At 34.0% G+C, this 14,432-nt stretch carries 10 protein-coding genes; 3 read left to right on the top strand and 7 right to left on the bottom strand.

Annotation, left to right across the window (positions count from 1 at the left end):
* Nucleotides 1-488 precede the first annotated feature (488 nt).
* The 3 genes from B0A64_RS00340 to B0A64_RS00330 all read right to left on the bottom strand — a co-directional run bounded on the left by B0A64_RS00340 (nucleotide 489) and on the right by B0A64_RS00330 (nucleotide 5,517).
* Nucleotides 489-2,591: a protein-disulfide reductase DsbD family protein gene (locus tag B0A64_RS00340; RefSeq protein ID WP_165769732.1), complete on the bottom strand. Its 2,103-nt coding sequence runs from the start codon at nucleotides 2,589-2,591 to the stop codon at nucleotides 489-491.
* On the bottom strand, nucleotides 2,588-3,901 hold the full coding sequence (gene tilS, locus B0A64_RS00335) for a tRNA lysidine(34) synthetase TilS (RefSeq protein ID WP_089477565.1): 1,314 nt from the start codon (nucleotides 3,899-3,901) through the stop codon (nucleotides 2,588-2,590). The genes B0A64_RS00340 and tilS overlap by 4 nt, the downstream gene beginning before the upstream one ends.
* Nucleotides 3,902-4,230: 329 nt before the next feature.
* A complete protein-coding gene (locus tag B0A64_RS00330) occupies nucleotides 4,231-5,517 on the bottom strand; it encodes an anthranilate synthase component I family protein (RefSeq protein ID WP_089477567.1) in 1,287 nt (428 codons plus the stop codon).
* Between the two features lie 185 nt (nucleotides 5,518-5,702).
* Between B0A64_RS00330 and B0A64_RS00325 the strand changes: the two genes are divergently transcribed.
* Together B0A64_RS00325 and B0A64_RS00320 are read left to right on the top strand one after the other, a co-directional pair.
* Nucleotides 5,703-6,599, top strand: a complete 897-nt coding sequence (locus tag B0A64_RS00325; RefSeq protein ID WP_089477564.1) for a DUF4349 domain-containing protein — start codon at nucleotides 5,703-5,705, stop codon at nucleotides 6,597-6,599.
* Nucleotides 6,600-6,810: 211 nt separating this feature from the next.
* On the top strand, nucleotides 6,811-7,185 hold the full coding sequence (locus B0A64_RS00320; protein WP_089477563.1) for a DoxX family membrane protein: 375 nt from the start codon (nucleotides 6,811-6,813) through the stop codon (nucleotides 7,183-7,185).
* A 96-nt stretch (nucleotides 7,186-7,281) separates the two neighbouring features.
* Here the strand turns inward: B0A64_RS00320 and B0A64_RS00315 are convergent, their stop codons facing one another.
* From B0A64_RS00315 to B0A64_RS00305, 3 genes are all read right to left on the bottom strand, one after another.
* Complete coding sequence (locus B0A64_RS00315; RefSeq protein WP_089477562.1) at nucleotides 7,282-7,824, bottom strand: lipocalin family protein; 543 nt, start codon at nucleotides 7,822-7,824, stop codon at nucleotides 7,282-7,284.
* A gap of 468 nt (nucleotides 7,825-8,292) precedes the next feature.
* Nucleotides 8,293-9,696: a dihydrolipoyl dehydrogenase gene (gene lpdA, locus B0A64_RS00310; RefSeq protein ID WP_055098550.1), complete on the bottom strand. Its 1,404-nt coding sequence runs from the start codon at nucleotides 9,694-9,696 to the stop codon at nucleotides 8,293-8,295.
* 213 nt (nucleotides 9,697-9,909) lie between these two features.
* A complete protein-coding gene (locus B0A64_RS00305; RefSeq protein ID WP_042566586.1) occupies nucleotides 9,910-10,365 on the bottom strand; it encodes an Lrp/AsnC family transcriptional regulator in 456 nt (151 codons plus the stop codon).
* A 405-nt stretch (nucleotides 10,366-10,770) separates the two neighbouring features.
* On the opposite strand from B0A64_RS00305, the gene B0A64_RS00300 reads away from it, so the two are divergent.
* On the top strand, nucleotides 10,771-11,973 hold the full coding sequence (locus B0A64_RS00300; protein ID WP_089477561.1) for an aminotransferase class I/II-fold pyridoxal phosphate-dependent enzyme: 1,203 nt from the start codon (nucleotides 10,771-10,773) through the stop codon (nucleotides 11,971-11,973).
* Nucleotides 11,974-12,097: 124 nt separating this feature from the next.
* Here the strand turns inward: B0A64_RS00300 and B0A64_RS00295 are convergent, their stop codons facing one another.
* A complete protein-coding gene (locus tag B0A64_RS00295) occupies nucleotides 12,098-14,029 on the bottom strand; it encodes an amino acid permease (RefSeq protein WP_089477560.1) in 1,932 nt (643 codons plus the stop codon).
* Nucleotides 14,030-14,432: the final 403 nt, after the last annotated feature.

Below are 14,432 nucleotides of genomic sequence, written 5' to 3'. Positions count from 1 at the left end.
ACTTACGCTATCCTCTTTTTGTTATTTCTAAGGTTTTTCTGGTACGTCTTAGGGTTTTCTTATTTTTAGTCTTTGAACATGAGCCGTTTTTAAAGACTTCGCAGCTTTTTTAGCCTTTTTGGGGTTGTGTTCTTTTTGGGGTTGGAATTGGGTGGCACACTCCTACTCTTCTTTTAAATACAACTGCAATAGCCCCGATAGTAGTGGAAATCCTTTTGTCAGCCGGGGTTCGGCGCAAAAGATTGAAACGAACAGCGGGATTAAGCTCCTTAATACTTCAAAGGTTTTTAAAACATAATCCTATATAAGGTGAGAACTTATCGTTAGATTCTTTGACTCCAAAACAAACCTAGCAGGTTTTCAAAACCTGGCAGGTGGAGGGATCGAAAAGCTTATCCTATATATGAAGCAAAAAAAACCGACAGCTTTGAAAACTGTCGGGTTCTAATGTATCTAAATCTTACCTTATATATAGGAGTGAAGAAAACTTATTTAAAATTTGAAATTCCTTCTTTTAACCAATGCAAATATTCATCTGCGCTTACATAACTAATAGTTGGTTTTGAAGTATTCAAATTCTTTCCTTCTAAATCCGTTATAACATATAAAGGTTGTGTATTGGTTTTATATTTTGAAATCATAAAATCTGTCCACTTATCACCAACGGTAATAATTTTATCTCCAGACTTTGTTACAAATTGCTCCTCTACCGGCAACTCTCTCTTATCGTCTACATAAAGAGAAATTAAGACAACATCATTTTTCAAGATTGGCAAAATGGCTGGTTCAGACCAAACATTGTTTTCCATTTTTCTACAATTCACACATGCATAACCTGTAAAATCAAGCATAATTGGTTTATTGATTGATTTTGCATAAGCCAGACCATCCTCATAATCATGAAAAACCATGATACCATGTGGTCCTAATTCTGCTCCGTCGGGTAAACCTTTTATAGATTCGGCACTAACATTAGAATTAGCAGAACCTCCTACTCCAAACGGACTCTCACTGTATTGTGGCGGTGGCGGAAATGCACTGATTAATTTTAACGGTGCTCCCCAAAGTCCAGGAATCAAATATACTGTAAACACAAGTGTTAATAATCCTAAATACAATCTACCAACAGAAATATGCTGTAACGGACTATCGTGCGGCAATGAAATTTTTCCGAATAAATATAAAGTCAGCGCTGCAAAAATAGCAATCCAAATGGCAATGAAAACTTCTCTTTCTAATAAGTGTAATTGTAAAACTAAATCGGCATTTGATAAAAATTTAAAGGCTAAAGCTAATTCTAAAAACCCTAAAACCACTTTTACGGTATTCAGCCATCCGCCAGATTTTGGTAATGAATTTAACCAACCCGGAAACATTGCAAATAACATAAATGGTAAGGCTAGAGCCAAAGAGAATCCTAACATCCCTACGATTGGAGCAATTCCTCCGTTTGAGGCTGCTTCTACCAGTAAAGTTCCTACGATTGGTCCTGTACAGGAGAAGGAAACGATTGCCAAAGCCAAAGCCATAAACAATATTCCGATTATTCCTCCTCGATCTGCTTGTTGATCGACTTTATTTCCCCATGAATTTGGCAGCATAATCTCAAAAGCTCCCAAAAATGAAGTGGCAAAAATAATTAATATAATAAAGAATATTAGATTAAACCAAACATCTGTAGACAAAGCATTTAATGCATCTGCTCCAAATATCTTGGTAACAATTAGTCCCAAAATAACATAAATAGCAATTATGGAAAGTCCGTAAAAAATAGCATTTCTAATTCCTTTTGCTCTGCTCTTACTTTGTTTGGTAAAAAAACTCACTGTCATTGGGATCATCGGGAAAACACAAGGTGTCAACAATGCAGCAAATCCTGATATGAAAGCGATAAAAAAGATCGACCATAAACTTCTTGCCGGAGCTGGTGCAGGCATCTCTTCTTTTGCAGGAGTTTGAGCCACCTCTGATTTTACTACTTTTGAATCTGCTGTGTTTACTGCCGCAGGTTTTACTGTATCAACGGCCAAACCGATAACTTTGGTTTCATCTAATTTTGATTCAGATACTGTTGCAACCGCATCCATTTTAAAAGTTGACGGTATAACAATTGAGAATTTTTTATTGGAGTTGATACAAACTTCTTTACAAACCTGAAAATCAAAATCTACATCTACCGTTTTTAAATTGGGGTTAATGATTGTAATTTCTTGTTCGATATGCGCTTTACCTTCAAAAAAAGTCTCATTTACACCAAAAACATCATTAAAAGCTGTTCTTGTTTTTCCTTCTTTTGCTTTTCCAACTAAATTAAAATTACCTTTTTGATTTTTAAATGTAATCTCTAACGCAAGCGGACCTCCATCTGGTGTAAACTGGGAGTACATGTGCCAATCTTTCTCGATTGTCCCATCAAAAATTAAAACAGCATTATTTCCTGATTTCTTTTCGATTTTAGAAGTCCATTTTACCGGCTCCAGGATTTGAGCATTTCCTTTTGCAAAAGCAAACAAGAAGAACAGCAAAAGCAAAACGGTTTTATTCCAAACAGTTTTTGGCATTATCATTTGATGGTATTGATTAAAGTTCATGATTGTAATTCTATTTTAAGTATTCTATTTGTGGTGTTTTCAATTTTAAAACGTTCATCCTGCCTGATTCCAATAACCCATATAATTTGGTTATCTGAGCATAAAATCCATGTTTTTTCTTTTTCTAACAGGGATAATTTTTCATCTTTAAAAAGTTTACTCACTTTTTTAGATTTCCCTTTCATTCCAAAAGGATAAAAAACATCTCCTTCATTCCATTTACGTAAAATAAGAGGAAATTGGATTTTTTCAGCGTCCACAAATATAGCCTTATTTGAATCTATAGTAATGTCGTCTACTTGACAAAGCTTTAATTTTAAGGGAAAATTAACTTCTTTATCGTTTTCATTTATTTCAAACTCTTCCTTTTCTAAAATCTCAGAAATTGGACTTAAAATCAAGGTATCTCTATTTTTTAATAATCGAAACTCTGTCGAAAGCACTTGCTTTCCTGATTGTCCGTCGACTAAATCATAAATATCGTTCCAGGCAAGAAAACCAAATTCATTCAGCCATTGATACAAATATGATTTATAATTAGGTAATTTTTTAAGCTGATTTAAATCAAAATGAATATCATCTCCCATCTCTTGTGCGACTTGCTGATAAATCATAATCGAAGCATCTTCAACCATTATCTGAGATTCTTGCAAATAAGCTTGCGTTTTTTGAAAAGCACTGAGAAAGTTGGGATTGATTTCTTTTATTATAGGGACGAGATTGTGCCGAATTTTGTTTCGGAGATATTTATTAGACGCATTACTGCTATCTTCTCGCCATTTAATCTCATTTTGCTCTGCATATTTTTGAATTTCATCTCTTGAAAATGGCAAAAGAGGGCGAATAATTCTGTCGTTTTGTTCGGGAATTCCAATTAGCCCTTCTAAACCGGTTCCCCGGGTTAAGTTGATTATAAAGGTTTCGAGATTATCATCGGCATGATGTGCTGTTAGAATATAATCGAAATTCTCTGTTTCTAAAAGTTCGTAGAACCAACTGTAACGCAATTCACGGGCGGCAACCTGAGTTGATAATTTATAATCTTTAGCAAAGGCTTCGGTATCAAATTGAGTATGAAAGAACGGAATTTTATTTTGTTGACAATAATCCTGAATAAAGCCCTGATCTCCAAAACTTTCTAATCCGCGAAGCTGAAAATTACAATGTAAAACTGCAATTTGATAAGGTGATTGCTTTAATAAATGTAATAAAACCATACTGTCTAAACCTCCGCTTACGGCAAGAAATAGTTTTTTATTTTCCAAAAATGGAAATCTTGAAGCGATATGATTTTGAAATTTTGAAAACATTCGATAAATGTAAAAAATTAAATTCGATCTATTTTTAAATGAAATGTTAAGCGTGTATTTTTGCCACGAATTTTATTTTTTTGCCACGAATTTCACAAATTAGCACAAATTATTTTTCATGCGAATTACTGCAGATTTATTTTTTTTTGCCACAGATTAAAAGGATTAGCAAAGATTTTTTTAAGTCCTTTTTTGCCACAAATTACACAAATTAACGCGAATTAATTTTAATAAAATCTAACTAAATCTGCTTAATTTTTTTTAAAATCTGCGTGAAACAAAATCATTTTAACCCTTTTATCCCGATAGCTATCGGAAGTGGCAAACTATTACTGTAAAACTTCGTGCATCGCCTTAGCCTTCAGCAAACATTCTTCGTATTCTTTTTCAGGAATTGATTTTGCTGTTATCGCGCTTCCAACTGAAAACGAGACGTATTGATTTTCCTGATTGTATAAGATGCTCCTAATGACTACATTAAAATCAAAATCGCCTTCGGGAGTAAAATAGCCAATAGATCCGCTATATAAACCTCTTTTGGTTTCTTCGAGATTTTCTATAATTTTCATTACTGAAATCTTTGGAGCTCCTGTCATACTGCCCATTGGAAAAGTTGTTCTTAAAACATCTACAGATGAATATTGAGGATCTACTTTTGAAGTAATGGTAGAAATCATTTGATGTACTTGCAAAAACGAATAGATTTTACAGAGTTCAACTACTTCTACTGATCCTTTTTGTGCTGTATGTGAAAGATCATTTCGTACTAAATCTGTTATCATGATGTTTTCGGCACGCTCTTTTGAATCGGATTCTAAAAATTGTTTCGATTTTTCGTCTTCAACAGGATCTAAAAATCTTTTTGAAGTTCCTTTTATAGGTTGCGAAATCAGAGTTTCTCCCACTCTTTTCAGGTATCGCTCCGGTGACGCCGAAAGCAAAAATTGTTTGCTGTTTTTAAAAAAAACGGAAAACGGTGCTTTCGAAATAGAATTTAGTCTCTGAAATTTCTCTAAAGGATCGATGATGGCATTTTCTGCATAAAACTCCATACAAAAATTAGCCTCGTACATATCTCCTTTATGAATATGATTGAGCATTTTTGTTACTTTCTCAACATATAAATCTTTTGAAATGCGTTGTTGCACTTCGACTGCGTTCAGCGTAACGAAAGAATCATTTATACTTTGCACTATTTCCTCAAAATCATCTTCGACTTCATCATCGCAAAGTAATAAATACTGTATTTCAAGTTGATTTTCTTTCAATAAAAAAATCTTTTTGGGTTGAAAGAAAAACAAATCCGGAAAATCTAATCCATCAAAATTAGAGGAACTTAATTGCTCTACATTATTTTTCAGATCATAAGACAGATAACCAAAAAGCCAGTCTTTTGTAGTTTGCTGATATTGTTTTAAATCATCGAAAGCATGGTGAAAATCGGTTTTTAAAGATGTAAAGGCATCTACGGCCAAGATACAATCAAAAGTGGAATATTCTTGTGGATAGGAATTACTATCCAAAAAAACAACTTCGCGAAATTGTTGCGACCAGCTTAAAAGTTGTTGTTTAAAATGCTCTGGATTTGCAATATGTTTATGAATTGAAACTCTCAAAAATAAATAAATTTTAGAGTCCAAAATTACGACAAAAAAAATCCTTCGATAAAATAATACTCAAAAATTATTGGCACACTTTTTAGTATATCGAATTAGCGCTAATTATTTAAATGATTTTTTAACACAAAAACATTATTAATGAAATCTAAACCTTTATTTATCAATCAAATTTTAAGACTTTTATGAAAACAATTGCAAAATTAGGCACATCGACCTTAATTATTATCGTATTACTTTATTCTTGTAAAAAAGCAGATTCTACTTCTACAGCAGATATCGCAGCTTATAAAACTAGCGCAGACAGTACGGCAGTTTCTTCTTCGGCTGCGGTAGAAAGAAAAGACAGTAAACAGAAATTCATTCGAACTGCTGATATAAAATTTAAGGTTAAAAATGTCGTCAGGTCTACTTATGCAATTGAAAATGCTACTCAAAAATTTGGAGGTTTTGTTACTTATACTAATTTACAAAGTAGCATTCACGATCAGATAAAAACTAAAATTAGTCAGGATAGTACGCTTGAAACTACTAAATATACGGTAGAAAATAACATAACGATTCGCGTTCCTAACACACAACTTGATACGGTTATTAAAACTATTGCCAAACAAATTGACTTTCTAGATTTTAGAGTAATCAAAGCCGATGATGTTTCGTTGAAGTTATTATCGAATCAACTTTTGCAAAAAAGAAGTGCTGCAACTGAAAAAAGGGTTAAAAAAGCAATTGATACTAAAGGCAAAAAGATTAACGATGTTATGGAGGCAGAAAATACTTTGGCAAATCAAAAAGAAGCCAATGACAATCGTGTTATTGATAATCTTTCTTTACAGGATCAAATTAATTTTAGCACTATTACATTGCAGCTTTACCAAAACGAAACGATAAAACAAGAAATAATGGCAAGCGAAAAAGATGGTAATGCATACAAACCAAATCTAGGGCTTCAGGTCCTTGATTCGTTTAAAAGTGGTTGGTATATTATTGAGGCCGTTTTTGTATTTATTATCAATCTTTGGCCTTTTATTTTGATTGGTTCAGGTGGTTTTTTTATTTACAAAAAATACGCAAAGAAATAAGAAAAGTGTTAATTAAGTAGCAATTTGATAAGAAAAAATTCGTTATATTTGATATAGTATTGTATTAATCCCAAAACAGGGTTGTAAAGATTGTAAAATTCTCAATAGAAGATCTTTAAAAATTGATTTCCACTTTATCAGAGGATTAGATAATAATGTTTTCCTAAAAATAAATTATACTTTTTTAACCTATTTAAAAACCCTACGTATTATGAAAATTGCTACTATTATTGTCCGTGTTTTGATTGGTCTATTGTTACTTTTTGCCTCTATCAGTTATTTTTTTCACCTCGCTCCTGAACCAGAAACAACAGGGAATTTTAAAGCTTTTAATGTAGGCTTAATGGCGTCTACCTATATAATGCCTTTAGCAAAATCTATTGAGTTGCTTTGCGGGATTGCATTTGTAACAGGACGTTATGTAACATTGGCTAATATTTTGATCTTACCTATTACGGTAAACATTTTGTTTATTAATTATTTTTTAGCTCCTCAAGGTTTGCCAATTGCGGCATTATTGTTTCTGGCAAATTTATTTTTGATTTACAGATATTGGGATAATTACAAAAGTGTTTTTACAAAATAGTTTATTTTTGGTTTATACATAAACAATAGGAAACCCGACAAGTTTTAAACCTGTCGGGTTTGTTATTTTATAAAAATGCAACATTTGCAATCTTTATTAATTTATTTTATCCTGTTTTACCCAAACCAGATCTGAAATGTTAAATCCAATTTCGCGGGCTTTTATAAGAAAATCTGCTTTTATATTTTCCGGAATTGTAGTTTCTCTGGAAAGTATCCACATGTATTTTAGACTTTCGCCTACAACAAGTGCATATTTATAATTGTCTTCGACCGCAATTACATTGTATCCGGCATAAAAAGGACCAAAGAAAGAAACTTTGAGCATACCAATATTATCAGCTTTGACAAATTTGGCTTTACCTATACTTTGCTCCCATTTATTTTTCTTAAAGTCATATCCTTTGTTATCGACTTTTATCGTTCCGTTATCATTTAGAGAATACTCTGCTGTAACATTGTTTAGTCCTTTTTCGTATTTAAAATCTAATCGGGCAATTTCGTACCATTTTCCTAAATATTTCGTTTTATCAAAATTAGTTATCGCAACTGCTTTTTTAGGAATCGTTGATCCACAAGAATAAAGCGCAAGAGCTATTCCTGCCCCAACTAAAACCGGAGCTATATATCTGCTTTTCATAATATTATCTTTTAGAAAGACAAAGATAACAGGAGATCAGGACAACTATTTTACAAAATTATTTCTTGATTTTATATTTTCTAAACTAGTGAAATCATTTATAAAATTATCTTTAAGCTAAATTTATGTTCGTTATAGAAAGCTTCAGAGGAGCAAAATATTTATAATCGATACCTATTTCGATCCTCTGAAGCTTGGAATCTTTGCGGCAATTTTTTGCTATAACTATGTAGTCGCTATGGGACAAAGAAGATGGTGAATTCTATTTTTTCTACCAATATGTAATCTCTACAACATATAAGAAGTATAAATATCTTTAAAATTTGTGGCGATTCAGCTCTGTTAGGAGCCAAATATTGATAGAAATCAAGATAAATGTAAAAATATCCAAAGGGAACCAGATAAAAAAAACCGCCAATCCTAAAATTTCGGGATTGACGATTTCTTAAAAATATGATTTAACGTATATTATACGTGTAAAGCTCTATTATCTGTAGCGGCCAATGCTGCTTCTTTTACTGCTTCAGCAAAAGTTGGGTGTGCATGACTCATTCTTGAAATATCTTCGGCAGACGCTTTGAATTCCATTGCTGTAACTGCTTCTGCAATTAAATCAGCTGTACGTGCTCCAATCATGTGAACTCCTAAAACCTCATCTGTCTTAGCATCTGCGATGATTTTTACGAATCCGTCAAGATCTCCACTTGCTCTTGCACGGCCTAAAGCTTTAAAAGGAAAACTTCCTACTTTATATTCTGTGCCTGAAGCCTTTACTTGCTCTTCTGTTTGTCCAACTGCTGCAACTTCCGGCCAAGTGTACACTACACCAGGAATTAAGTTATAATCGATATGTGGTTTTTGACCTGCTAAGATTTCAGCAACCATAGTTCCTTCTTCTTCTGCTTTGTGTGCCAACATTGCTCCACGAACAACATCACCAATTGCATAAATATTAGGTACATTAGTTTGCAAATGGTCGTTTACTTCTACTTGTCCTCTGTCTGAAATTTTAACTCCTGCTTTATCAGCGTTTAATCCGTCTGTGTACGGACGACGACCAACAGAAACTAATGAATAATCTCCTTCAAGAGTAATTGTTTCTCCTTTTGCGTTTTCGGCCTGAACTACTACAGCATCGCCATTTCTTTCTACTGATTTTACTTTGTGAGAAACGTAGAATTTCATTCCTTGTTTTTTCAATACTTTAGTCAATTCTTTAGACAATGAAGCATCCATTCCAGGAATGATTCTATCCATGAATTCTACTACAGAAACTTGGGCTCCTAAACGTAGGTAAACTTGTCCAAGCTCGATCCCGATAACTCCACCACCAATAATTACTAAGTGTTTTGGAACTTCTTTTAAAGCCAAAGCTTCTGTAGAAGTGATGATTCTTTCTTTGTCGATTTTGATAAATGGCAAAGAAGATGGTTTTGAACCTGTAGCAATTACAGTATATTTTGCTTCGATAGTTTCTGATGTTCCATCAGCTTTTGCAACTGCAATATGTGTTGCGTCTACGAAAGAACCTAAACCATTGAAAACAGTAATTTTATTTTTATCCATTAAGTAGTTGATTCCTCCTACGGTTTGATCTACAACTGCTTGTTTGCGCGCGATCATTTTCTCTAAATTGATTTTTACATCTCCAGAAACTTCGATTCCGTGATCTGCAAAATGTGCAATTTCGGCATAATGATGAGAAGATGATAATAATGCTTTTGAAGGAATACAACCTACGTTAAGGCAGGTTCCGCCAAGAGAGTTATACTTTTCTACAATTGCTGTTTTGAAACCTAATTGTGCGCAACGAATTGCTGATACATATCCGCCAGGACCTGAACCTATAATGACTACGTCAAATGAACTCATAGTTTGTCTATTTTATTTTTAGCGATACAAAATTAAGGAATAAAGTTTTGTTTAAAGTTTAAATCTTAATGTTTTTTATGTGAAATTTGAGAGAAGGTTTTTACCCCGAATTTCACATAAAAAACATGTAAATTCATCATGTGTTAGACGTACTGCTGTGCGTCTCTACGATAAACCTTTGTTGCTTTGTTCCTTGGCACCTCTGAACCTTCCTTAAAAAATAACTGTAGAATTCTTGACTTCACTAATCATAAACATACTTTGTGTGCTGCCAATATGTTGTAGCGAGGTGAGTTTCGTTACCAGAAATTCTCTATAGGCTTCCATGTCTTTTACAAGAACTTTGAGGATGTAATCATAGTCGCCGCTTACGTGATGGCATTCCAGAACTTCGTTTAGTTTGATGACTTCGCTTTCGAATTTGGTCAGGAATTCTTTGGTGTGCTGAATGAGTTTTAAATGACAAAAAACTACAAATCCTTTATCGATTTTGGTTTTATCGACTAATGCTACATAGTTCTTGATAATTCCTTCTCGCTCCAACTTTTTGATGCGTTCGTAAACTGCTGTTACTGATAAATTAAGTTTTAAGGATAATTCTTTGGTTGTTTTTTTACTGTCGGTTTGCAGTAAAACGAGCAGTTTTTTATCCGTCGCGTCTAATGTCATAGTTCCTGTTTATTATTGAAGTGAAAGAAAATCTATTGAATTATACTTCCTGTATCAAATTTAGATTAAAAATCTTTAAAAATAATTATTTATAGTTTTAAAATCTAATCATAAGCTTTGTTGTTGATTAATTTTCTTAATAAACGTTATTTTGGATAGAATTTATTTGTAAACGAGGCTCCTAGCCCAGATTGCAGTGAAAAGCCCGGAGTAAAAAAGGCAAAAGTTTCTTGTGCTAAAAAAGCGACCAACGGAAGCTCTTTTTAGAACATTAGAAACTTGCCTTTTTTATGAGGACTTGAAACGGAAAGCTGGAAATAGCTTCTGGAAATTCCAAAAAATAAATTCCAAATTCTAATAGCAATTTCAATTCAAAAACAATAAAATACCAACTAATCAACTATTATGAAAAACTTTAACCCAGCAGATAAAATTCAGGATTTGCAATACTTTGGTGAATTTGGCGGTGTAAATCCTTCGATTTCTGATTCTTCGACTTACACGTTTCTTTCGGCTAAAACGATGTTTGATACTTTTGAAGGCAACATGGAAGGCTGCTATTTGTATTCGCGCCATTCATCGCCCAGTAATTTGTATCTGGATCAGGCATTGGCAGCAATGGAAGGGACGGAAACTGCAAATGTTTCGGCTTCGGGGATGGGGGCAATTACGCCTACGTTATTACAACTTTGTGGCGCAGGAGATCATATCGTTTCGAGTAGAACTATTTATGGCGGAACTTATGCTTTTTTGAAAAATTTTACGCCTCGTTTTGGGATCGAAACAAGCTTTGTAGACATTACAAAACTGGAGGTTGTAGAAGCTGCAATTACACCAAAAACAAAAGTTTTGTATTGCGAAACGGTAAGTAATCCGTTATTAGAGGTGGCAGATATTGCTGGCTTGACTCTAATTGCTAAAAAGCACAATTTGAAGTTGGTTGTCGATAATACATTTTCGCCTTTATCTGTTTCTCCAGCTAAATTAGGCGCTGATATCGTGATTCATAGTTTGACAAAATATATTAACGGAAGCAGCGATACTGTTGGCGGCGTGACTTGTGCCTCGAAAGAGTTTATCAATGCTTTGAAAAATGTAAATTCAGGAGCAAGTATGCTTTTAGGTCCTACAATGGATAGTTTACGATCTGCAAGTGTCATGAAAAACCTACGTACGTTGCATATCCGTATCAAGCAACACAGTCATAATGCGCATGTTCTGGCTGATAAGTTCGAAAAAGATGGTCTTAAAACAGTTTATCCGGGACTAAAAAGTCATCCAAGTCATGAGTTGTACAAAACGATGATTAACCCGGAATATGGTTTTGGCGGAATGCTGACGATTGATGTTGGTTCTTTGGCTAAAGCTAATGAATTAATGGAGTTGATGCAGGCGAGAAACTTAGGCTATCTGGCAGTAAGTTTAGGATTTTATAAAACATTATTTAGCGCACCGGGAACTTCGACTTCGAGCGAAATTCCGTTAGAGGAACAACATGAAATGGGATTGACTGATGGATTGATCCGTTTTTCGATTGGGTTAGATAATGATATTGAGCGTACTTACGAAATGATGAAAGCTTGCATGGTGGAACTAGGGGTTCTCTAGATTTTTTATTAATTTATTTAAATCCGCTTTAGATTTTTCTAAGCGGATTTTTTTTGCATAAAAAAGCCGTTTTAAAATAATTCTTAAAACGGCTTTTCATTTATATTTTATAACTAGTTGTTGTCTACGCTTCTTTAAAATTTAGTTTGCTATTTTTTCTACTGTAGGTAAAGTAAATAATTAAACCAATTAGTAACCAGATAGTAAAATAAATCCAGTTCCAAACGCTAAGTTCCGCCATCATATACAAACAACAAATAAGTCCTAAAAGCGGAATTAAAGATAGATTTTGCCTGAAAGACCAAACGGCTAATCCTACCAAAACAAATAGAAATATCCACATTGGGATTTTGTGTTTGAACAAACTGAAACCTGATTCGTATTTTAGAGAATCATTGATTGGCAACCCTTTTACAACTTCGGCATATTTTGCATCGTCGTCCTGATATTGACTTAGCAAGTGCTCTAAATCTGCTGTTTTGGCAGTTTTGTTGTGAACATCGATACTTTCTAAATAATTAAAAACTTTGGCTGATTCTTCTTTGTTCAAAGAGGTAATGATAGTCGTTGCATCGTTTGTTTGTGCCTCATTATTAATGAAAGCCATTGTTGCTTTATTATTGAAAGAGAATGCATAGTACAATCCTGCAATCATCAATACAGGCAAAATAAACTTAGAGTTAATATATGGTGTTTTGAATTTGCCTCTTGGAATTTCTGGTTTATTTTGCAAAACCAAAACTCCTGCACAAACCAATACAAAGGCAAACAATGTACCTATACTGCATAAATCTGTTACCATGGTAAGGTTCAGGAACAAAGCCGGAACTGCTACTACAAAACCGGTTACGATTGTTGCAAATGATGGTGTTTTGAATTTTGGGTGAACTGTAGAGAATTTTTTTGGTAACAAACCATCACGGCTCATGCTCATCCAGATACGGGGTTGTCCCATCTGGAAAACCAATAAAACACTCGCCATTGCAATTACAGCACTTACGGCAATGATTCCGGACATCCATTTTAGGTTTAATTTATCGAAGACAAATGCAAGAGGATCTCCAACATTCAATTCGTTATAACGCACCATTCCGGTTAAAACCAAAGCAATGGCAATATATAAAATTGTACAAATAATAATTGCCCACATCATACCTCGTGGTAAATCACGTTGTGGATTTTTACATTCTTCGGCAGTTGTAGAGATGGCATCAAAACCAATATAAGCAAAGAATACAGCCGAAACTCCTTTTAAAACGCCACCTACACCATTTGGTGCAAACGGATGCCAATTGGCAGTATCTACATAAAAAACACCTACAGCAATAACCAAAAGTACGATACAAAGTTTTACAATAACCATTAGATTACTTGCATTACGAGATTCTTTCATACCCCTGTAAACCAAAGCGGTAATTAAAACAATGATAAACAATGCCGGCAAATCAGCAACAAAATGAAAGGATCCAATTGTTGGGGCTGTTGTCCAGGCGGTATATGCTGCTTGCAAAGCGGTACTTAAATTTTCGAAAGATTTTCCGCCCTGCATTAATGCTGTGGCATCTTTAAAACCGTTTGAAGCGGTTAGATAATCCATCTGAATCCATTGTGGCAATTGAATCCCGCCACTCTGGAGCAGTCCTGTAAAGTAATCACTCCACGATATTGCGACCGTTATATTACCAACGGCATATTCCATGATTAATGCCCAGCCAATAATCCAGGCAATTAGTTCTCCAAAAGCTACATACGAATAGGTATAGGCACTTCCTGAAACAGGAACCATTGAGGCAAATTCTGCATAAGCAAAAGCAGCAAAACTACAGGCCAATGCGGTAAATAAAAATAAAAAGATAACTGCTGGACCACCATCGGCACTGGCTTTTCCGATTGTACTAAAAATACCGGCTCCAACAATCGCTGCAATTCCAAAAGCCGTTAAATCTCTGGTCGTCAAATGCTTTCCTAATGCATTATGACCATCTGCTTCGTTTTTTGCAACTTGCTTCAGAATATCTTCTACCGTTTTTTTTCGGAATAAACCTGATAATGCCATATATGAGTTTGCTTTATAAATTAATATTTTTCGGTCTTTGTGGTTTTATTTTGCAAATAATGCAAAAATTATCCTTATTTCAAATATATAAAACGATTTTGTTTTATTGCGAATTATTTTTTTGCTGCGAAGGTGCGAAGACGCAAAGTTTTTGCCACGAATTACACGAATTTTACGAATTATTCTTTTGTCCACGGATTTTACGGGTTAAGCGGATTGACGCTGGTTTATTTTTTTGCCACAAATTACACGAATTTCCGCTAATTTTTTTGCCACAGATTAAAATGATTAACACAGATTATTTAGTGTGAATTTCACGCAGATTTTACAGATTTAAGCAGATGTGCGCAGATTAATTTTAACAAAATTCTAATTAAATCTGTAAAATCTGCGTGAAACAAAA

The organism is Flavobacterium araucananum, assembly GCF_002222055.1.
In the GTDB taxonomy this organism is placed as follows: Bacteria; Bacteroidota; Bacteroidia; order Flavobacteriales; family Flavobacteriaceae; genus Flavobacterium; species Flavobacterium araucananum.
Note: the sequence above shows the minus strand (reverse complement) of the source record. Positions and strands in the feature narration are given on the sequence as shown.